Annotated in this window: 19 protein-coding genes and 1 riboswitch; of the genes, 9 read left to right on the forward strand and 10 right to left on the reverse strand. The window is 72.3% G+C overall.

Going from position 1 to position 19,700, the window contains the following annotated elements; translation table 11 throughout:
* Window positions 1-6 precede the first annotated feature (6 nt).
* A complete protein-coding gene (locus OHA84_RS11400) occupies window positions 7-1,419 on the forward strand; it encodes an NAD(P)/FAD-dependent oxidoreductase (RefSeq protein WP_266971879.1) in 1,413 nt (470 codons plus the stop codon).
* A 24-nt stretch (window positions 1,420-1,443) separates the two neighbouring features.
* Here OHA84_RS11400 and OHA84_RS11405 read toward each other — a convergent pair whose 3' ends face one another.
* The 5 genes from OHA84_RS11405 to OHA84_RS11425 form a co-directional block, all read right to left on the reverse strand.
* Window positions 1,444-2,367, reverse strand: a complete 924-nt coding sequence (locus tag OHA84_RS11405) for a hypothetical protein (protein ID WP_266971877.1) — start codon at window positions 2,365-2,367, stop codon at window positions 1,444-1,446.
* Window positions 2,368-2,417: 50 nt separating this feature from the next.
* Window positions 2,418-3,332 (reverse strand): methylenetetrahydrofolate reductase [NAD(P)H], encoded by a 915-nt coding sequence (gene metF / locus OHA84_RS11410; RefSeq protein WP_053676028.1) that lies wholly within the window; start codon window positions 3,330-3,332, stop codon window positions 2,418-2,420.
* Between the two features lie 73 nt (window positions 3,333-3,405).
* Entirely contained in the window at window positions 3,406-4,044 is a 639-nt protein-coding gene (gene thiE, locus OHA84_RS11415) for a thiamine phosphate synthase (RefSeq protein ID WP_053676029.1), read from the reverse strand.
* 80 nt (window positions 4,045-4,124) lie between these two features.
* A complete protein-coding gene (locus tag OHA84_RS11420) occupies window positions 4,125-4,490 on the reverse strand; it encodes an Rv2175c family DNA-binding protein (RefSeq protein WP_053676030.1) in 366 nt (121 codons plus the stop codon).
* 117 nt (window positions 4,491-4,607) lie between these two features.
* Window positions 4,608-5,828: an NAD(P)/FAD-dependent oxidoreductase gene (locus tag OHA84_RS11425; RefSeq protein ID WP_053676131.1), complete on the reverse strand. Its 1,221-nt coding sequence runs from the start codon at window positions 5,826-5,828 to the stop codon at window positions 4,608-4,610.
* Between the two features lie 91 nt (window positions 5,829-5,919).
* Window positions 5,920-6,032: riboswitch (TPP riboswitch) on the forward strand.
* Here OHA84_RS11425 and thiO point away from each other — a divergent pair.
* From thiO to OHA84_RS11455, 6 genes are all read left to right on the forward strand, one after another.
* On the forward strand, window positions 6,030-7,238 hold the full coding sequence (thiO, locus tag OHA84_RS11430) for a glycine oxidase ThiO (protein WP_266947126.1): 1,209 nt from the start codon (window positions 6,030-6,032) through the stop codon (window positions 7,236-7,238). (Overlaps the previous riboswitch by 3 nt.)
* Complete coding sequence (gene thiS / locus OHA84_RS11435) at window positions 7,235-7,435, forward strand: sulfur carrier protein ThiS (RefSeq protein ID WP_053676032.1); 201 nt, start codon at window positions 7,235-7,237, stop codon at window positions 7,433-7,435. Before thiO ends, thiS begins: the two co-directional genes overlap by 4 nt.
* A gap of 5 nt (window positions 7,436-7,440) precedes the next feature.
* Window positions 7,441-8,235, forward strand: a complete 795-nt coding sequence (locus tag OHA84_RS11440; RefSeq protein WP_053676033.1) for a thiazole synthase — start codon at window positions 7,441-7,443, stop codon at window positions 8,233-8,235.
* Between the two features lie 379 nt (window positions 8,236-8,614).
* Entirely contained in the window at window positions 8,615-10,525 is a 1,911-nt protein-coding gene (gene pknB / locus OHA84_RS11445; protein ID WP_266971873.1) for a Stk1 family PASTA domain-containing Ser/Thr kinase, read from the forward strand.
* Window positions 10,526-10,527: 2 nt separating this feature from the next.
* A complete protein-coding gene (locus OHA84_RS11450) occupies window positions 10,528-11,388 on the forward strand; it encodes a deoxyribonuclease IV (RefSeq protein ID WP_266971871.1) in 861 nt (286 codons plus the stop codon).
* Window positions 11,389-11,482: 94 nt separating this feature from the next.
* Entirely contained in the window at window positions 11,483-12,019 is a 537-nt protein-coding gene (locus OHA84_RS11455; RefSeq protein ID WP_371591357.1) for a DUF4396 domain-containing protein, read from the forward strand.
* A gap of 10 nt (window positions 12,020-12,029) precedes the next feature.
* On the opposite strand, the gene OHA84_RS11460 is transcribed toward OHA84_RS11455, so the two are convergent.
* Window positions 12,030-12,662, reverse strand: coding sequence for a sulfite oxidase-like oxidoreductase (locus OHA84_RS11460; RefSeq protein ID WP_053676037.1), 633 nt, complete (start codon window positions 12,660-12,662; stop codon window positions 12,030-12,032).
* A 173-nt stretch (window positions 12,663-12,835) separates the two neighbouring features.
* Between OHA84_RS11460 and bfr the strand changes: the two genes are divergently transcribed.
* Entirely contained in the window at window positions 12,836-13,315 is a 480-nt protein-coding gene (gene bfr, locus OHA84_RS11465; RefSeq protein ID WP_053676038.1) for a bacterioferritin, read from the forward strand.
* Between the two features lie 50 nt (window positions 13,316-13,365).
* On the opposite strand, the gene OHA84_RS11470 is transcribed toward bfr, so the two are convergent.
* Window positions 13,366-13,644: a bacterioferritin-associated ferredoxin gene (locus OHA84_RS11470; RefSeq protein WP_078998454.1), complete on the reverse strand. Its 279-nt coding sequence runs from the start codon at window positions 13,642-13,644 to the stop codon at window positions 13,366-13,368.
* A 138-nt stretch (window positions 13,645-13,782) separates the two neighbouring features.
* Window positions 13,783-15,138 carry a class II 3-deoxy-7-phosphoheptulonate synthase gene (locus OHA84_RS11475; RefSeq protein ID WP_053676132.1) on the reverse strand — a complete coding sequence of 452 codons (1,356 nt, stop codon included), beginning with the start codon at window positions 15,136-15,138 and terminating at the stop codon, window positions 13,783-13,785.
* Between the two features lie 311 nt (window positions 15,139-15,449).
* Between OHA84_RS11475 and OHA84_RS11480 the strand changes: the two genes are divergently transcribed.
* Window positions 15,450-17,327 (forward strand): anthranilate synthase family protein, encoded by a 1,878-nt coding sequence (locus OHA84_RS11480; protein WP_266947137.1) that lies wholly within the window; start codon window positions 15,450-15,452, stop codon window positions 17,325-17,327.
* 82 nt (window positions 17,328-17,409) lie between these two features.
* Here the strand turns inward: OHA84_RS11480 and OHA84_RS11485 are convergent, their stop codons facing one another.
* Window positions 17,410-18,399, reverse strand: coding sequence for a 2-hydroxyacid dehydrogenase (locus tag OHA84_RS11485; protein WP_266971867.1), 990 nt, complete (start codon window positions 18,397-18,399; stop codon window positions 17,410-17,412).
* Between the two features lie 86 nt (window positions 18,400-18,485).
* Entirely contained in the window at window positions 18,486-19,514 is a 1,029-nt protein-coding gene (locus OHA84_RS11490; RefSeq protein ID WP_053676042.1) for a 6-phosphofructokinase, read from the reverse strand.
* Window positions 19,515-19,700: the final 186 nt, after the last annotated feature.

Below are 19,700 nucleotides of genomic sequence, written 5' to 3' on the forward strand. Positions count from 1 at the left end.
AGCCGCATGGCACGAATTGCGGTGATCGGCGCCGGGATGGGCGCGATGGCGACGGCGGCCCGGCTGGCAGTGGCGGGCCACCGGGTGACGGTGTACGAGCGTGGCTCCACCTACGGCGGCTCGGTCGGCCGGTACGAACGGGACGGATTCTCCTTCGACACCGGACCGGGGCTGTTGCACCTGCCCGCCGTCTATCGCGACCTGTTCGTGAAGACGGGCAGGAAGCCGCTGGAGGAGTGCGTCGAGCTCGTCCAGGTGGACCCCGCCGTTCGCCACCTGCTGCCGGACGGCACCTCGGTCACCCTCCCCAACGCCTCGCGCGGCGGCGCCGCGGCCGTGCTCGACGAGGCCTTCGGCGCGGGCTCCGGGGACCGCTGGAACGGGGTGCTCGGGCGCGCCCGCGACGCCTGGAACGCCACCCGCCGCCCCCTGCTGGAGGAGCCGCTGCGCCCCGACTGGCAGGCGCTGGGCGCCGACCCCTACCCGGCGTTGCGCAAGAGCGGCCTGCTGCGGCGACGCCCGCCGACCCTCGCCGAGGTGGCCGAACGGGAACTGGGCGGGCCGCTCGGGGAACTGCTGACCGCGCGGGTGCGCTCGTACGGTCTGCGCCCCGCGGACGCGCCGGCCTCGGCGGCGGTGCTCCCGTACATGGAGCAGACCTTCGGGAGCTGGTACGTGCGCGGTGGTGTCCGGGAGCTGGCCACGGCCGTGTACGAGCGCTGCCTGGAACGGAAGGTGACCTTCGTCTTCGACGCCGACGTGCGGGCCGTCGTGGAGCGGGACGGCCGGGCCGCCGGTCTCTCGCTGGCCGACACGGGCACGGGGGAGGCGGACACCGTGGAGGCCGACGCCGTGGTCTGCGGGGTCGATCCCAGGGCGCTCGGGATCCCGCCAGCGCCCGGTTCGGTCCCCGCCCCGCCCATGGGGCTCCCCGGCCGGTACACGCTCTTCCTGGCCCTCGGCGGGCCCCGGCCGGCGGAGGCCGTCCACCGCACCCTGGTCGGAACGGACCTGACCGTGCTGCGGCCCGACGATCCCGCCGTCCGGCCCGACTCCGTGCACGAGGCCGTCACCGTCCAGGCGGTCGTGGAGCCCGGCACGACGCCCACCGCGGAGGAGCTGATCGCCGCGGCGGCCCCCGCCGTGCCGGGTCTGCGGGAGCGGCTGCTGTGGCACGAACTGCGCACCCCGGCCGACATCGCGGCGGCGACGGGCGCCCTGGACGGGGCCGTGCCGCCGCCCGCCCTCGCGGGGGCCGGCGGACGGCTGCTCCACCCCTCGAACACCACGGGTCTGCCGGGGTTGTACCTCGCCGGCGGCTGGGCCCACCCCGGCGGCGGACTCCCGCACGCGGGCATGACCGGCGCCCTGGTGGCGGGGCTCATCGTGGAGGGCGCGGACTTCCGCGGCTCCCGCTAGGGGGTGACCCCGGGCGCCGGCGGGTCAGTAGCGGTACTGCTCGTACTCGCCGGGGCCGCCCTGATACGGGTACTGCTGCTGTTGCTGTTGCTGTTGCTGCTGGTACTGCTCGTCCGTCGGGTAGGACTGCCCGCCGTACTCGTCGGTGGACCGCTGCTGCGGTACCCAGACCCCGCCGGGCGGGGTGTCCATCGAGTACTGCTGCCCGCCGCTGTCCGCGTAGGGCGCGTAGCCGTTGCTCTGGGGCGTGGTGCCGATGTACGGGTCCGAGTAGGCCGCGTAGACCTGCTGCTCGCCCCCCGGGTAGCCACCGGAGTAGTCGTAGCCGCCCTGGGGCTGCGCGTCGTACTGCGGCGCGTACTGGCCGTCCTGCCCGGCCGCGGCGAACGGCGAGGCGAACGCGGCCGTTTCGGCCGCCTGGCCCGACTGGTCGGCGTACTGGCCCGACGGGTCGCCGTACTGGGGGGCGAAGCTCTGTATCCCGTACGAGCCGGTGTCCTCGGGAACCGGCTGCGGGGTGAAGACGTTCGTCTCCCGGTCGTCGAAGTCGTCGGGAGCGTCCGCGCCGTCGCGGCGCCCGGTGGCCGTCCGCTCGCCGTACTCCAGCCCCGTCACCTCCAGCGTGGGCGCCGGGCGTTCGGCGCGCGGACCGCCGCCCCGGCGCCGGCCGCTCTGCTGCCGTACGGGTTCCCCGCCGCGGCGCAGCGCCCAACCGGCCACGAAGCCCTTGCGGAAGGAGAGCGTCACCAAAATCTGGCCGATCGCGAACGCGGTCGCGCCGACGGCGATGACGGGCACCGACGGCAGCACCACCCCGGCGACCACGCCGGCGAAACCGGCGAAGGCGAGCAGGCGCCAGCGGAGCCGGGCCTTGTACTGCATCAGGACCTCGGCAAGCAGCCACAGCGCGACGAAACCGAACGCGGTGTAGAGGACCGTCATTCCCATGCGTGGCCCCTCTCGGTACGGCCGCCGGCGCGGGAACGGGGGACGGCCGATCAGGCCCGCTGGTGCAGGCCCAGGTTCTCGTAGATTTCGAGAGTCGCCGTGGAGTTGTTCAGCGTGATGAAGTGCAGCCCCGGAACACCCTCGGACAGCAGCCGCGCGCAGAACTCCGTGGCGAACTCGATGCCAATGGAGCGTACAGCGGCCGGATCGTCCTTGACGGCGAGCATGCGGTCTTTTACCGCCGAGGGGAAGACCGCGGTGCTGAGCTGGGGCAGCCGGTCCAACTGCTTGATGCCCACAACAGGCATGACCTCGGGGATGATCGGGGTGTCACAGCCCGCCTTGGCGACACTGTCGCGCAGCCGCAGATAATTCTCCGGATCGAAGAACATCTGGGTGATCGCATAGTCGGCGCCCGCGCGGCACTTGTCCACGAAGTGCCGGATGTCCGTGTCCCAGTCGTCGGAGCGCGGGTGCATCTCGGGGAAGGCGGCGACGCCGACGCAGAAGTCGCCGGACTCCTTGAGCAGGCGGACCAGGTCGGCCGCGTAGTCCACGCCCTCGGGGTGCTTGACCCAGTCGGCCATGGGGTCGCCGGGCGGGTCCCCGCGCAGCGCGAGCATGTTGCGGATGCCGGCGTCGGCGAACTGGCCGATGACGTGACGCAGCTCCGCGACGGACTGGTCCACGGCGGTGAGGTGCGCGACGGGGGTGAGGGTGGTGTTCGCGGCGATGGCCTCGGTGGCCCGTACGGTGCCTCCGCGCGTGGAGCCGCCGGCCCCGTAGGTGACCGACACGAAGCTCGGGCCCACCGCCTCGATGCGGCGGAGCGCGTTCCAGAGGTTGCGTTCGCCCTTCTCGGTCTTGGGCGCCCAGAACTCGAAGGAGTACGAGCGCCCGGACGCGATGAGCTCGCGGACCGTGTGTGCGCGGTCCGACCAGGTGGAAGCGGTGCCAAGGGCCATACCGGCAGGTTAGACGCGCGCCGGCGGACACCGAAGCGTTGTCCGCCCATTGGACACGTTTTTGGACACCCGGCTACGCGAGACGGGCGCGGACCCGCTTGGCCAGTTCGGCGGCGGCCGCCCCGGGGTCGGAGGCCTCGGTGAGTGCGCGGACGACCACGACGCGGGTGGCCCCGGCGTCGAGGACCTCGTCCAGGTTGCCGGCGTCGATGCCGCCGATGGCGAACCAGGGCCGGTCCTGCGCGAGGGAGGCGGCGTGGCGGACGAGCCCGAGGCCGGGGGCGTGCCGGCCGGGCTTGGTGGGGGTGGGCCAGCAGGGGCCGGTGCAGAAGTAGTCCACGCCGGGTTCGGCGACGGCCGCGTCGACCTCGGACTCGGAGTGGCAGGAGCGTCCGATCAGGACGTCGGGGCCGAGGATCGCGCGGGCGGCGGGAACGGGGATGTCCCCCTGGCCGAGGTGCAGGACGTCGGAGCCGATGGCGTGGGCGACGTCGGCGCGGTCGTTGACCGCGAGGAGCCTTCCGTGGCGGCGGGCCGCCTCGGCGAAGACCTGGAGGTGTTCCAGCTCCTCCCCCGCCTCCATGCCCTTGTCGCGGAGCTGGACGACGTCCACCCCGCCGGCCAGGACGGCGTCGAGGAACTCGGGAAGGTCACCCTGCCGCTTGCGGGCGTCCGTGCACAGGTAGAGCCGGGCGTCGGACAGCTGCTGCATGGGTGTACCCCCCGTGGTCGTGGCGGTGTACGGGCCCGCGCGCTCGGCCCGTACACCGATTGGTTCGGCGAATCAGCCGGTCAGAGGGCGAGCGCCTGAGCGCGGCGCTTCACCTCCGTGCCGCGATTCTCGCTCAGCGCCTGCGCGGGGGTGCCGGGCAGGGTGGGGTCGGCGGTGAACATCCACTCCAGGATCTCCGCGTCGGAGAAGCCGTCGTCGCGGAGCACCGTCAGCAGGCCTACGAGGCCCTTGACGACCTTGTCGCCGTCGATGAAGGGGGCGGGTACCTGGAGGGAGCGGTTCTCGCCGCGGCGCACGGCGAGCAGCTGACCTTCCTTGACCAGCTGGCGGACCCGGGTCACTTCGATGTCGAGCATCTCCGCGATGTCGGGGAGGTACAGCCAGGCGGGGACAAGGGCATCGATCTTTGCGTCAATCTCGGTCACGGGGACAAGCCTGCCATCTCGGGCCGGCCGCCGGTACCCGGGCCGTCCGTCCGGGCGCCGGGGCAGGCGCCGCCCGGCCCCGCCCGGCGCGGCGGCGCCCCGCGATCGTCGCCCGGGTCAGGCCGCGGCGGACTTCAGGGGGGTGCCGGGGTCGGCGACCTTGGCCGGATCCAGGGCGGTGCCGGATTCGATCAGGCGGCGGCCCTGGGCGAGGTCGCGGGGCCGGCCCACGGCGAGGACCGCGACCAGGGCTCCGTCGCGGAGCCAGCAGACGGACCACGCCGGGTCGCCCGGGTCGCCCCGCCACACCGTCTCGTCCGCGCCGTCGTGGTGCCCGGCGTACTGCACGAAGCGTCCGAACTGCTCCGACCAGAAGTACGGCACCGGGTCGTAGGCCCGGTCCGTCCCGCCGCTCAGGATGTCGGCCGCGACCACCCTGGGGCCCTGGAGGGCGTTGTCCCAGTGGTGGACCAGCAGCCTGGTCCCGTACCGGGCGGAGGGGAAGGAGGCGCAGTCCCCCACCGCGTAGACGTCCTCCAGTGAGGTCCGCAGCCAGGCGTCCGCCGTGACCGAGCCGTCCGGTCCCAGGTCGATCCCCGAGTCCGCGAGCCACGCGGTGGCGGGGCGGGCCCCGATGCCCACGATCACCGCGCCGGCCGGCAGCTCCCGGCCGTCCGCGAGCAGGACCCGGCCCGGCTCCACCGAGGCCACCCGCGCGCCGGTCAGCAGGGTCGCGCCCGCCTGGGCGTACCAGCGGCCCATCGCCTCGCCGACCTCGGCGGGCAGGGCCCCCGCCAGGACCCGGTCCGCGGCCTCGACGACGGTGACGGCGCAGCCCGCCTCACGGGCCGCGGTGGCGAACTCCGCGCCGATCCAGCCGGCCCCGACCACGACGACGGCCTGGGCGTCGGCGAGGACCGGGCGCAGTCGCGCGGCGTCGTCGAGGGTGCGCAGCAGGTGGACGCCGCGGACGCCCTCGGAGCCGGGCAGGGTCAGCGGTTCGGCGCCGGTCGCCAGGACCAGGGCCTCGTACGGGACCGGGCCGGCCTCCGTGTCGAGTTCGCGCGCTCCCGCGCGCAGGCCCGTGACCTCGGTGCCCAGTCGAAGGCGGATGTCGAGCCCCTCGAAGTCCACGTCGAACGCGGAGTCCTCGGCCTTGCCCAGGAGGACCGCCTTGGAGAGCGGGGGCCGGTCGTAGGGCTGGTGGGGCTCGGCGCCCAGCAGGGTCACGGGTCCGGTGTAGCCCTGTTCGCGCAGGGCCACGGCGGTCTGCACGCCGGCCATTCCGGCGCCCACGATGACGACGCCGCTCTGAGTCTGTTCCGTCTGCTCGCTCACGTCGCCCACCCTAATGTTCTGACGGTACGTCAGGAATAGCGGGCGGGGAGGCAGCCTTACCCGGCATCGACCCCGGGGTTAGTCTGGCCACCGTACCTATCGCGGGAGTCCGGGCGCACCGGGCTGAGAGGGAGGCTGACCGGCCTCCGACCGTACGAACCTGATCCGGGTCATGCCGGCGAAGGGAGGGGCTGGACACCCATGCACTCATCGCGTTCATCGCACGCGTCACGACAATCGCACGCGTCACGACAGGCGGGTCACGACGTCCTCGTCATCGGGGGCGGTGTCATCGGCCTGGTCGTCGCCTGGCGGGCGGCCCGGCGGGGACTGCGCACCGTACTCGCCGACCCGTCCCCCGGAGGGGGCGCGGCCCAGGTCGCGGCCGGCATGCTCGCCGCCGTCACCGAGCTGCACTACGGCGAGGAGACCCTGCTCGGGCTCAACGTCGCCTCCGCCGCCCGCTACCCGGAGTTCGCCGCCGAACTCACCGAGGCCGCCGGCGGGCTGGGGATCGGCTACCGCGCCTGTGGCACCCTCGCCGTGGCCCTCGACTCCGACGACCGCCTCCACCTGCGCGAACTGCACGCGCTCCAGCGCCGCTGCGGGCTGGAGTCGCAGTGGTTGACCGGCCGCGAGTGCCGGCGCCTGGAACCGATGCTGGCCCCGGGCGTCCGGGGCGGCCTGCGCGTCGACGGGGACCACCAGGTGGACCCGCGCCGGCTCGCCGCCGCGCTGCTGGCCGCCTGCGAACGGGCCGGGGTGAGCGTCCACCGGGCCAACGCCGACCGGTTGACCGTGCTGCACGACCGGGCCGCGGGCGCCGTGCTCGACGACGGGACGGAGCTGCGCGCCGACCAGGTGGTGCTGGCCGCGGGCTCGCTGAGCGGGCGGCTGGCGGGCGTGCCGCCGCAGGTGCGGATCCCGGTACGGCCGGTCAAGGGTCAGGTGCTGCGGCTGACGGTGCCGTCCTCGTACGCGCCGTTCCTGTCCCGGACCGTACGGGCCGTCGTCCGGGGCAGCCACGTCTACCTGGTGCCGCGCGAGAACGGCGAACTCGTCGTCGGAGCCACCAGCGAGGAACTCGGCTGGGACACCACCGTCACCGCCGGCGGGGTGTACGAGCTGCTGCGCGACGCCCACGAGTTGGTACCCGGCATCACCGAACTCCCGCTGACCGAGACCCGGGCGGGCCTGCGACCGGCCTCCCCCGACAACGCCCCGCTGCTCGGGCCCACCGAACTGCCCGGCCTGCACCTGGCCACCGGGCACTACCGCAACGGGGTGCTGCTGACCCCGCTCACCGGGGACGTCATGGCGGAACTGCTGGCCACCGGCACCATGCCGGAGGTCGCCCGCCCCTTCACCCCGCGCCGTTTCACCCAGGCACGTCAGGAGTCGTTCGCATGACCATCTCCGTCAACGGCGAGCCGCGCGAGATCGCGGCCGGAACCACCCTCGACGCGGTGGTCGCCACCCTGACGCGCGCCCACCAGGGCGTCGCGGCGGCACTCAACGAGACCGTGGTGCCGCGCGGCCGGTGGTCGCACACCGAGGTGGGCGAAGGCGACCGGGTCGAGGTCCTCACCGCGGTCCAGGGAGGCTGACGGCGATGGCGGACGACCTCTTCTCCCTCGGCGGCCGGACCTTCACCTCCCGCCTGATCATGGGCACGGGCGGCGCACCCAGCCTGGACGTCCTGGAACGCGCCCTGATCGCCTCCGGCACGGAACTGACCACCGTGGCCATGCGCCGCCTGGACCCGACGGTCCAGGGGTCGGTGCTGTCCGTGCTCTCCCGGCTGGGCATCGCGGTCCTGCCGAACACCGCGGGCTGTTTCACGGCCGGCGAGGCCGTGCTGACCGCGCGGCTGGCCCGCGAGGCACTCGGCACGGACTGGGTCAAGCTGGAGGTCGTGGCCGACGAGCGCACCCTGCTCCCGGACGGCGTCGAACTGCTCGACGCCGCAGAGATCCTGGTCGACGAGGGCTTCACCGTGCTCCCGTACACCAACGACGACCCGGTGCTGGCGCGGAAGCTGGAGGACGTGGGCTGCGCGGCGATCATGCCGCTGGGCTCCCCCATCGGCTCCGGCATGGGCATCCGCAACCCGCACAACTTCGAACTGATCACGGAGCGGGCCGGGGTCCCGGTGATCCTGGACGCGGGCGCCGGCACCGCCTCGGACGCGGCGCTGGCCATGGAGCTGGGGTGCGCCGCCGTCATGCTGGCGTCGGCCGTCACCCGGGCCCAGTCGCCCGCGCTGATGGCGGCCGCCATGCGGGACGCCGTCTCGGCGGGGCGCCTCGCCCACCGCGCGGGACGCATCCCCCAGCGCCGCTTCGCCGAGGCCTCCTCCCCCACCGAGGGCCGCGCCACCCTCGACCCGGAACGCCCCGCCTTCTAGCCTCCGGCGCCTCCCGGGCAATACCAGCCCCGCCGGCGTTTGAGGCGCGGGGCCACACTCAGCCTCGCCGGCGTTTGAGGCACGGGTCCGGGCGGAGCCCGGTGCCCGGCGGAGCCGGGGTTTCCCGGGGCTCCGCCCCAGACCCCGCGCCTCAAACGCCGGCGGGGCTGAAATGGCCGGGGTTCCCGGGGCTCTGCCCGGACTCGCGCCTCAAACGCCGGCGGGGCTGAGAATGCCGGGCCCGGCCCGTACCGCCGGCGAGGCCGAGACGCCCGGACACCCCCGAGGGCCCCGCCGGCCAGGCGCCGGGCACGTCACAGGTGCGCTGCAACCACCCCGCCCGCGTCGGCGCACTCCGCGCCGCTCGTAGAATCGCCGGGTGGATACGACCCTGGATGACCCCCTCGTCGGGCGCGTGCTCGACGGCCGCTACCGCGTCGACGCCCGAATCGCGGCCGGCGGCATGGCCACGGTCTACCGGGCCCTCGACACCCGTCTCGACCGGATCCTCGCGCTGAAGGTGATGCACCCGGCCCTGGCCGCCGACGGCGCCTTCGTCGACCGCTTCATCCGTGAGGCGAAGTCCGTGGCGCGGCTCGCCCACCCCAACGTGGTCGCGGTCTTCGACCAGGGGACGGACGGCCCGTACACGTACCTCGCCATGGAGTACGTCTCCGGCTGCACCCTGCGCGACGTGCTCCGCGAGCGGGGCGCGCTGCGTCCCCGGGCGGCCCTGGACATCCTCGAACCGGTCCTCGCCGCCCTCGGCGCCGCCCACCGGGCCGGTTTCGTCCATCGGGACATGAAGCCCGAGAACGTGCTGATCGGCGACGACGGCCGGGTCAAGGTCGCCGACTTCGGGCTGGTGCGCAGTGTGGACTCCGTCACGAACACCACCGGTTCGGTCCTCGGCACCGTCTCCTACCTCGCGCCCGAGCAGATCGAGAACGGGATCACCGACACCCGCGTGGACGTCTACGCCTGCGGTGTCGTCCTGTACGAGATGCTCACGGGCGCCAAGCCGCACAACGGCGGCAGCCCCGCCCAGGTGCTCTACCAGCACCTCAACGAGGACGTCCCGGCCCCGTCGGCCGCCGTCCCCGGGCTGTCCGCCGGCCTGGACGAGCTCGTCGCGCTGGCGGCGGCCCGCAGCCCGGAGCAGCGCCCCTCCGACGCCGCCGCCCTGCTCGGACTGACGCTCGAAGCCCGCGCCCGGTTGACCGACGCGGAACTCGACGCCGAGCCGCCGCAGGCCCGCGCCGAGGTCCGGCCCGCCTCCGAGGACCGCACCAGCGTGATCGCGCGGCCCGTCACGGCGCAGCAGTCCGTGCACCACACCTCCCGCCTGGAGTCGCCCGCGCCGATCCCGCCCCGGCGTCGGCCGGCGGGGGGCCTGCGCGCAGCGCGCCGCGGCCCGCTGCTGATCGTCGCGGGAATACTGTTGGCCCTCGGTCTGGGGGCCGGCGTCTGGTACATCAACTCCGGGCAGTTCACGAAGGTCCCCAACCTGCTCGGCAAGTCGGAGCAGGAGGCCAGGTCGCAGCTGTCGGCGGCCGGGCTCGGCGTGAAGGGCGTGAACCGGAAGTTCAGCGACGCCTTCGACCGCGGCACCGTCATGAACACCGACCCGCCGAGCGGCAAGCGCATCCGCGGCAACGACGCCGTGACGATCACCCTCTCCCGCGGCCCCGAGGTCGTGAGCGTGCCGGCCCTGAAGGGCAAGCCTCTGGAGGCGGCGAAGGCGGAGCTGGCGGCGGTCGGGCTGGCGCCCGGGATCGTCACCCAGTCGTTCAGCGAGGACGTCGCCCAGGGCTCCGTCATCAGCAGCGATCCGGCGGGCGGGGAGAAGCGGGCCCCCGACACGGCGGTGGCGCTCGTCGTCAGCAAGGGCAGCCCGGTCCGGGTGCCGAGCGTCACCGGCCGGTCCGCGGACGAGGCCCGTTCGGCCCTGGAGGCCCTCGGCCTGAAGGTGGGTACGGCGGCCGAGCAGGTCAACTCCGCCTCGCCCGCCGGTACGGTCGCCAACCAGTCGATCGGGGCCGGCACCCAGGCCGCCGCGGGCGACACGGTCACCTTGACCCTCTCCAAGGGGCCCCGCCAGGTCCAGGTGCCGAATGTCACCGGCCAGGACGTGGACGCCGCCCGGAAGGCGCTGGAGGGATCGGGCTTCAAGGTGAAGGTGGACCGGCCGTTCCTGTCGTTCAGCAACACCGTGGAGAGCCAGTCCGTGCCGGGCGGCCAGAACGCCGCCGAGGGCAGCACGATCACGATCAGGACCAAGGGGCTGTAGGCGTGACACGCAATCCGGTGGGCGGGCACGTCCCCGTCGCGGGCGGCCTCGCCTCGGTCGGGCTCTCGTACGCCCGCGAGATGGGTGCCGAGGCCGTCCAGGTCTTCGTGGCCAATCCTCGCGGGTGGGCGACCCCCGTCGGGAACCCGGCGCAGGACGAGTTGTTCCGTGAGGAGTGCGCGCGGGAGTCGATCCCCGCGTACGTGCACGCGCCGTACCTGATCAACTTCGGCTCGCACACCGGGGCGACCGTCGAGAAGTCGGTGGACTCCCTGCGGCACTCGCTGCGCCGGGGCCGTGAGATCGGTGCGCGCGGCGTGGTCGTCCACACCGGCTCCGCCACCGGGGGCCGACCGCGCGAGGAGGCGTACGCGCAGGTCAGGGAGCACATGCTGCCGCTCCTGGAGGAACTGACGCACGACGACGACCCGTTCCTGCTGTTGGAGTCCACGGCCGGTCAGGGGTTCTCCCTGTGCTCGCGCACCTGGGACTTCGGGCCGTACTTCGACGCCCTGGACCACCATCCGAAGCTCGGGATCTGCCTGGACACCTGCCACGTCTTCGCGGCCGGGCACGATCTGGCGGAGACGGGCGGCACCAAGCGGACGCTGGATCTCCTGGTGGAGACGGTGGGCGAGGGCCGGCTGAAACTCGTCCACGCCAACGACTCCAAGGAGGGTGTCGGCGCCCACAAGGACCGGCACGAGAACATCGGCCAGGGGCACATCGGCCGGGAGGCGTTCGCCGAGCTGTTCACCCACGCGGCGATGGACGGGGTACCGCTGATCATCGAGACGCCGGGCGGCAAAGAGGGTCACGCGGCGGATGTGGCGCTGCTGAAGGAGCTGCGCGGCCCGAGGTGACACACCGGGCGGCGAACGCCCGGGAATACCCCTGGGGGGTATACGGTTCCGCTTGTCGCAGACCCGTTCCTCAGCCGTTCCCAGGGGGCATTCGATGGATCACGCGCACGCACACCACGAACAACCCGAACACCAACGCGCCGACCACCACGGCAGCACCCCCGACGGCGGCCACGGCCACGACGCCCGCGGCCGGGTCAGTTGGGCCATGGCCGCGAAGGCCACCCTGCACTGCCTCACCGGATGCGCCATCGGCGAGGTGCTGGGCATGATCATCGGTACCGCGCTGGGCTGGGGCAACCTGGCCACGATGATCCTGGCGATCGTCCTCGCGTTCTTCTTCGGCTACGCGCTCACCCTGCGCGGCGTCCTCGGCGCCGGCGTGGACCTCCGCACGGCCGTCCGGGTGGCGCTGGCGGCCGACACCCTCTCGATCGCCGTGATGGAGCTGATCGACAACGGGGTGATCGCCCTGTGGCCGGGCGCCATGGACGCCCACCTCTCGGACCCGCTGTTCTGGATCGTGCTGGCCATCGCGCTCGCGGCCGCCTTCGTGATCACCACACCGGTCAACAAGTGGATGATCGGCCGCGGCAAGGGACACGCGGTCGTCCACCGGTACCACCACTGAAACGCGGCGGTCAGAGCTCCGGACCGTCCCCCGGCTCCTCCTGGTACGAGTAGCGCTGCTCGCGCCAGGGGTCACCGACGTTGTGGTAGCCCCGCTCCTCCCAGAAACCCCGCCGGTCGGCGGTCATGTACTCGATGCCGCGGACCCACTTGGGGCCCTTCCAGGCGTAGAGGTGCGGGACCACGAGACGCAGGGGGAAACCATGCTCGGCGGTCAGCAGTTCGCCACCCTGATGGGTGGCGAAGACCGTCCGGTCCGCGGCGAAATCCGCCAATCGCATGTTCGAACTGAAGCCGTACTCGGCCCACACCATCACGTGCGTGACCTGGGGGGCCGGCGGGGCGAGGGCGAGGACGGTGCGGGCGCGGACCCCGCCCCATTCGGCCCCGAGCATGCTGAACTTCGTCACGCAGTGCAGGTCGGCCACGACCGACTCGAACGGCAGGGCCGCGAACTCCTCGTGGTTCCAGCAGTGCTTGTCACCGTCGGCCGTCGCGCCGAAGACGCGGAACTCCCAGCGGTCCGGCTTGAACTTGGGGACCGGGCCGTAGTGGGTGACCGGCCAGCCGCGCTGCAACCGTTGGCCCGGAGGAAGCTCGAACTGCTCTGCTTCCGGAGATTCCCGGCTTTCCGGCTGACCCATGACTCCATGGTGACAGACTCGTCGGGGTGGTCATGACCAGGTCTGGACCGATTCGGGCAAGTCACGGCAACTCCCACTAAGGAGGCACTTACTGGACGCCCCCGGGTGGCGGTGCAAGGATGCGCGCACCTGCCCAGTCACTTAGCTGACATTGCTTGGAAGGAGCCTCTGCGATGCAGGGCGACCCCGAGGTCCTTGAGTTTCTCAACGAGCAGCTGACCGGCGAGCTCACGGCGATCAACCAGTACTGGCTGCACTACCGCATCCAGGACAACAAGGGTTGGACGAAGCTCGCCAACTACACCCGTGCCGAGTCCATCGACGAGATGAAGCACGCGGACAAGATCACCGAGCGCATCCTCATGCTCGACGGTCTGCCCAACTATCAGCGCCTCTTCCACGTCCGCGTGGGCCAGACGCTGACGGAGATGTTCCAGGCGGACCGCCAGGTCGAGGTCGAGGCCATCGACCGCCTCAAGCGCGGCATCGAGGTCATGCGCGGCAAGGGTGACATCACCTCCGCGCGCCTCTTCGAGGAGATCCTGGAGGACGAGGAGCACCACATCGACTACCTCGACACCCAGCTGGAACTGATCGAGAGCATCGGGGAGCCGCTCTACATCGCGCAGCTGATCGAGCAGCCGGAGAGCTGAGCCGCGCCGGTGCGCCGGGCCGCTTCGGCGAGCCGGGCCACTTCGGTCCGCTAGGCCGCTTCGGCGAGCTGCGGGTCGGCGGCGAGCACGGCCGCCGCGTTGCCCGTCTCCAGCAGTTCGCGGCGGGGGCACGCCCCGCGGCCGAGGATTCCCTGGATGGTCCGCACGCACGAACCGCAGTCCGTTCCGGCCTTGGTCTCCGAGGCGATCTGGCGGGGGGTGCACGCCCCGGCAGCCGCGTGGTCCTTGACCTGCTTGTCGGTGATCCCGAAACAAGAGCAGACGTACACGCGGTTCACCTCCCTGGCAGGAATGGTTCGACGAGCCATCCCCTATTCGGTGAGGCTTACCTAACCATACCCAAACTTAGGGTCCCCTAAAAGACCTGGATACGACGGTGGGGCACGGATCACATCGATCCGTGCCCCACCGTCGTACGAAGCCACGTACTGATCGCGCGCCGCGTCCTACTGGTCGCGGTACATCTCGGCCACCAGGAACGCGAGGTCCAGGGACTGGCTGCGGTTGAGCCGCGGGTCACAGGCCGTCTCGTAGCGCTGGTGCAGGTCGTCGACGAAGATCTCGTCGCCGCCGCCCACGCACTCGGTGACGTCGTCACCGGTGAGCTCGACGTGGATGCCGCCCGGGTGGGTGCCCAGCGCCTTGTGGACCTCGAAGAAGCCCTTGACCTCGTCGAGCACGTCGTCGAAGCGACGCGTCTTGTGGCCGGACGCCGCCTCGAAGGTATTGCCGTGCATCGGGTCGGTGACCCAGGCGACGGTCGCACCGGACGCGGTGACCTTTTCGACCAGCTCGGGGAGCTTGTCGCGGACCTTGTCGGCGCCCATGCGGACGACGAAGGTGAGCCGACCGGGCTCGCGCTCGGGGTCCAGGCGGTCGATGTAGGTCAGCGCCTCGTCCACGGTGGTCGTGGGGCCGAGCTTGATGCCGATCGGGTTGGCGATCCGCGAGCAGAACTCGATGTGCGCGTGGTCCAGCTGGCGGGTGCGCTCACCGATCCAGACCATGTGGCCCGAGGTGTCGTACAGCTTGCCGGTCCGCGAGTCGGTGCGGGTCAGCGCGCCCTCGTAGTCCAGGAGCAGCGCCTCGTGGGAGGCGTAGAACTCGACCGCCTTGAACTCGGCCGGGTCGGTGCCGCAGGCCTTCATGAAGTTCAGCGCGTTGTCGATCTCCCGCGCGAGCTGCTCGTAGCGCTGCCCGGACGGGGAGGACTTCACGAAGTCCTGGTTCCAGGCGTGCACCTGGCGCAGGTCGGCGTAGCCGCCGGTGGTGAAGGCGCGGACCAGGTTCAGCGTGGAGGCCGACGCGTGGTACATGCGCTTCAGCCGCTCGGGGTCCGGGATCCGGTCCTCTTCGGTGAAGGCGAAGCCGTTGACGGAGTCGCCGCGGTAGGTCGGCAGGGTGATGCCGTCGCGGGTCTCGGTGTCCTTGGAGCGCGGCTTGGAGTACTGGCCGGCGATGCGGCCGACCTTGACGACCGGCACGGAGGCGGCGTACGTCAGGACGGCGCTCATCTGGAGCAGCGTCTTCAGCTTGGCACGGATGTGCTCGGCGGACACGGCGTCGAAGGCCTCGGCACAGTCGCCGCCCTGCAGCAGGAACGCCTCGCCCTTGGCGACGGCTCCCAGACGGGCGCGCAGCTGGTCGCACTCACCCGCGAACACGAGGGGAGGATACGACTCGAGGTCCGCGACGACAGCGCGCAGGGCCTCGGCATCGGGGTACGAAGGCTGCTGCGCCGCGGGAAGGTCTCGCCAGGTCGCCTTGGTGGCGGGGGCTTGGGTTTCAGCGTTCACGGTCACCTCGTACACATTACGGCGTCGCACGTCGCGTCCAGCCCGGTGCCCACTTCCTGAGACGGATGTCTCTCGGAATGCGACCCGCCCCCGCGGACGCTTCGTCTGCCTCCCCGGCGTGGGCTATCGTCGGCGGCATGTACGCGCACTCGAACCAGAACTGGTGGTGGCCCGCTTCCGGCGGCCCACTCCTCGCGCGTACGTAGACGACTCGAACGACGCGAAGGCCGCCCGAGGGGCGGCCTTCGGCGTTTCCGGGCCCGGGCCGGCCCCTCTCACCCCATCTCCTCCGAGATCTCCGAGAAGGACGCCCGCCCATGGACATCAGCAGACTGCTCGACGACTCCTGCCCGCCGTTCGCCCTGCTGCGCCGCCGCACCCCCGGCCGCGACCACGACACCGTCGAGCTGCTGATCGGCCCGGTCCACACCGCCGAGCACCTCGCCGACCTGCCCGTCGGGGAGCTGCCCACGCTGGCCCTGGTGCCGTTCCGACAGATCCGGGAGCGGGGATTCGACGTGCGTGACGACGGCACGCCGCTGAGCGTGCTGGCGGCCGAGGAGGCGTACGAGCTGCCGTTGGCCGAGGTGCTCGCGGCGCTGCCGGACCACGAGGTGCGGGTCGAGGACGGCGGCTTCGACGTCCCCGACGCGCGGTACGCGGCCACCGTGGAGCGCGTCATCGAGGACGAGATCGGGCGCGGCGAGGGCGCGAACTTCGTCATCCGGCGCACCTACGAGGGGCGGATCGAGGGCTTCGGGCGGGCGGACGCCCTGGCCCTGTTCCGGCGGCTGCTGCTCGGCGAGCGGGGCGCGTACTGGACGTACGTCGTGCACACCGGGGAGCGCACGCTGGTCGGGGCCAGTCCGGAGGTGCACGTGCGCATGTCCGGCGGGACGGTCGTGATGAACCCGATCAGCGGCACCTACCGCTATCCCGCCACCGGGCCGACGGCCGATTCGCTGCTGGCCTTCCTCGGCGACCGCAAGGAGACCGAGGAACTGTCGATGGTCGTCGACGAGGAACTCAAGATGATGTGCACGGTCGGCGACATGGGCGGGGTGGTCGTCGGGCCCCGGCTGAAGGAGATGGCCCACCTCGCGCACACCGAGTACGAGCTGCGCGGCCGTTCCTCGCTGGACGTGCGCGAGGTGCTCCGGGAGACCATGTTCGCGGCGACGGTGACGGGCTCGCCGGTGCAGAACGCCTGCCGGGTGATCGAACGGTACGAGAGCGGCGGCCGCGGCTACTACGCGGGCGCGCTGGCCCTGCTGGGCACGGACGCGGCCGGGGCGCAGACCCTGGACTCGCCGATCCTGATCCGCACGGCCGACATCGCGCCCGACGGGACCCTGCGCGTACCGGTCGGGGCGACGCTGGTGCGGCACTCCGACCCGGCGGGCGAGGTGGCCGAGACGCACGCGAAGGCGGCCGGGGTGTTGGCCGCGCTGGGGGTGCGGGCCCCCGCGCCCCGTCCCGCGGCGACCGGGGGGCCGCTCGCGGGCGACCCCCGGGTGCAGGCGGCCCTGGCGGCGCGGCGAGCGGACCTGGCCCCCTTCTGGCTGCGGATGCAGGAGCGGCCGGCCGCGGCGCCGGGCCACGCGCTGGTGGTGGACGGCGAGGACACCTTCACGGCGATGCTGGCCCACGTGCTGCGGGTGACCGGCGTGGAGGTGACCGTGCGCCGCCACGACGATCCCGGGCTGCGGGCGGCGGCCCTGGCCTGGGTGGGGCCGGTCGTCCTGGGACCGGGGCCGGGGAACCCGGCGGACACGTCCGACCCGAGGATGCGGACGTTGCGCGCGCTGACGGCGGAGCTGCTGGCGGGTCACCGGCACGGGCTGCTGGGCGTGTGCCTGGGGCACGAGCTGTTGGCCGCCGAGCTTGGTTTCCCGCTGGGCCGCAAGGCGGAGCCGGCGCAGGGGGCGCAGACCCGGATCGACCTGTTCGGGACGTCCGAGGTGGTCGGGTTCTACAACACGTACACCGCGCACTGCACGGCGGAGCTCGCGGAGCGGCAGGCGCTGAGCGGGGTCGAGGTCGCGCGGGATCCGGCGACGGGCGAGGTGCACGCGCTGCGGTCGGCGGCGGGCTTCGCGGGGGTGCAGTTCCACCCGGAGTCGGTGCTCACCCTGCGCGGGGCGGAGCTGCTGCGCGACCTGCTGACGGGCGTACGGGCGGCCGCCCCGGCCTGAGGCCCGGGTGTCGGCGGGGGCCCCGCCCGGCTCCCGCCGGCGTCGCGCGCGGCTCGGGGCGACGGCGACAGTGGCGGGGTGCTCACGGCGACAGGGTGTTCCCGGAGCGGCGGCCGGCCAGGTAGTCCCGCACGTTCGCGAGGGTGGCGTCGACGATCTGGCCCACCGCGTCGTGGGTGTAGTACGCCTGGTGCGAGGTCACCACCACGTTCGGGAAGGTGATCAGTCGGGCGAGGGTGTCGTCCTCCACGGCTTCCAGGGAGCGGTCCGTGAAGAACAGTCCGGCCTCCGCCTCGTACACGTCCAGGCCGACGCCCGCGAACCGCCCCGCCCGGAGCTCGTCCACCAGCGCGTCCGTGTCCACGAGTGCGCCCCGACTGGAGTTGACCAGGATCGCGTCGTCCTTCATCAGCCGCAGCGCCGCACCGTCGACGATGTGCCGCGTGGCGTCCAGCAGCGGGAGGTGCAGGCTGATCAGGTCCGACTCGACGAACAGCGTGTCCTTGTCCACGTACTTCATGCCGAGTTCCACGCAGGCCGGGTTCCGCGTCACGTCCCAGCCCAGCAGGTTCATGCCGAAGCCGCGCGCGATCCGGGTGAAGGCCTCGCCGATCTTCCCGGTGCCGAGGACGCCGACCGTGCGGCCCCGCATGTCACGGCCCATCAGTCCGGTGAGGCGGAAGTCGAAGTCCCGGGTGCGGTTCGAGGCCCGCACGATGCTGCGGTTGACGGCCATCGCGAGGGTCCAGGCGAATTCGGCCACCGAGAACGGCGAGTGGGACGAGACCCGGCTGACGGTCAGGCCGAGTTCCCGGGCCGCGTCGAGGTCGATGTTGTTGAAGCCGGTGGAGCGTTGGGCGATCATCCGGGTCCCGCCGTCGGCCAGGATCCGCAGCACCCGGCCGCCGAGGTCGGCGTTGACGCTCGACGAGACGATCTCGTACCCGGCCGCGATGGGGGCGGTGTCCTCGCTCAGGAACACGTCCAGGCAGCGCACCTCGTGCCGGCCCGCGAACGCCTTCTCCATGAGCGGCTTCTCGTCCGCCTGCACCCCGAATGCGAGGATCTCCACGTTCGCTCCCGTACCGCGCCGTCGCCCGCATCGGATCATGGGCCCTTTGTCACGATACGACCCATGATCCGCACACGCGCTCCGGCTCAGCCGAAGAAGACGCCGACCTCCGCGTAGAGCGCCGGGTCCACCGTCTTGAGCTTCGACGTGGCCTCCAGGATCGGCACCCGGACGATGTCCGTCCCCTTCAGGGCGACCATCTTGCCGAAGTCGCCGTCACGCACCGCGTCGACGGCGTGCAGCCCGAAGCGGGTGGCCAGCCAGCGGTCGAAGGCGCTGGGGGTACCGCCGCGCTGGACGTGCCCGAGGACCGTCGTACGGGCCTCCTTGCCGGTCCGCGCCTCGATCTCCTTGGCGAGCCACTCGCCGACGCCCGACAGCCGCACGTGCCCGAAGGAGTCCGTCGCCGCGTCCTTGAGCACCAGTTCGCCGTCCGTGGGCATCGCGCCCTCGGCGACGACCACGATCGGCGCGTAGCTCGCCTTGAAGCGGGAGGTGACCCAGGCGCAGACCTGGTCCACGTCGAAGCGCTGCTCGGGAATGAGGATGACGTTGGCCCCGCCGGCCAGGCCGGAATGGAGCGCGATCCAGCCGGCGTGGCGCCCCATGACCTCGACGACCAGCACCCGCATGTGCGACTCGGCCGTGGTGTGGAGCCGGTCGATGGCCTCGGTGGCGATGCCGACGGCCGTGTCGAAGCCGAAGGTGTAGTCGGTGGCCGAGAGGTCGTTGTCGATGGTCTTCGGCACGCCCACGCAGGGGATGCCGTACTCCTCGTACAGCTTGGCGGCCACCCCGAGGGTGTCCTCGCCGCCGATCGTGACGAGGGCGTCGACCTCGAACTTCGCGAGGTTCTCCTTGATCCGGCGGACCCCGTTCTCCAGCTTGAACGGGTTGGTGCGCGAGGAGCCGAGGACGGTCCCGCCGCGCGGCAGGATCCCGCGCACGGCCGGGATGTCGAGCGGGACCGTGTCCCCGGTGACCGCGCCGCGCCAGCCGTCCTTGAAGCCGAGGAACTCGTACTGGTACTCCTGCACGCCCTTGCGGACGACGGCCCGGATGACCGCGTTGAGCCCGGGGCAGTCTCCGCCGCCCGTCAGCACTCCGACCTTCATGGCATCTCCCTTCGGCAACAGGGCCCACTGAGCCCAATGAGCCCGCACGACCGTCACGCTAATGGTGACTCAGGTCACAGCAAGATGCCGGGAAGAGGCAATTCCGGTGGATTCAGGGGGCGTTACCGCACACCCGTTCACTCGAACGGGGACTACGCGCGAGGGGACCCCGTGTACGGAGCCGCG

Source organism: Streptomyces sp. NBC_00513, from assembly GCF_041431415.1.
Lineage (GTDB): Bacteria > Actinomycetota > Actinomycetes > Streptomycetales > Streptomycetaceae > Streptomyces.

Bases quoted from the DNA above. Each gene is read 5' to 3' on its own strand.
- OHA84_RS11400 (WP_266971879.1), top strand. From the start codon at position 7: ATGGCACGAATTGCGGTGATCGGCGCCGGGATGGGCGCGATGGCGACG.
- OHA84_RS11405 (WP_266971877.1), bottom strand. From the start codon at position 2,367: ATGGGAATGACGGTCCTCTACACCGCGTTCGGTTTCGTCGCGCTGTGG.
- metF (WP_053676028.1), bottom strand. From the start codon at position 3,332: ATGGCCCTTGGCACCGCTTCCACCTGGTCGGACCGCGCACACACGGTC.
- thiE (WP_053676029.1), bottom strand. From the start codon at position 4,044: ATGCAGCAGCTGTCCGACGCCCGGCTCTACCTGTGCACGGACGCCCGC.
- thiO (WP_266947126.1), top strand. From the start codon at position 6,030: ATGCACTCATCGCGTTCATCGCACGCGTCACGACAATCGCACGCGTCA.
- thiS (WP_053676032.1), top strand. From the start codon at position 7,235: ATGACCATCTCCGTCAACGGCGAGCCGCGCGAGATCGCGGCCGGAACC.
- OHA84_RS11440 (WP_053676033.1), top strand. From the start codon at position 7,441: ATGGCGGACGACCTCTTCTCCCTCGGCGGCCGGACCTTCACCTCCCGC.
- OHA84_RS11455 (WP_371591357.1), top strand. From the start codon at position 11,483: ATGGATCACGCGCACGCACACCACGAACAACCCGAACACCAACGCGCC.
- OHA84_RS11460 (WP_053676037.1), bottom strand. From the start codon at position 12,662: ATGGGTCAGCCGGAAAGCCGGGAATCTCCGGAAGCAGAGCAGTTCGAG.
- bfr (WP_053676038.1), top strand. From the start codon at position 12,836: ATGCAGGGCGACCCCGAGGTCCTTGAGTTTCTCAACGAGCAGCTGACC.
- OHA84_RS11470 (WP_078998454.1), bottom strand. From the start codon at position 13,644: ATGGCTCGTCGAACCATTCCTGCCAGGGAGGTGAACCGCGTGTACGTC.
- OHA84_RS11480 (WP_266947137.1), top strand. From the start codon at position 15,450: ATGGACATCAGCAGACTGCTCGACGACTCCTGCCCGCCGTTCGCCCTG.
- OHA84_RS11490 (WP_053676042.1), bottom strand. From the start codon at position 19,514: ATGAAGGTCGGAGTGCTGACGGGCGGCGGAGACTGCCCCGGGCTCAAC.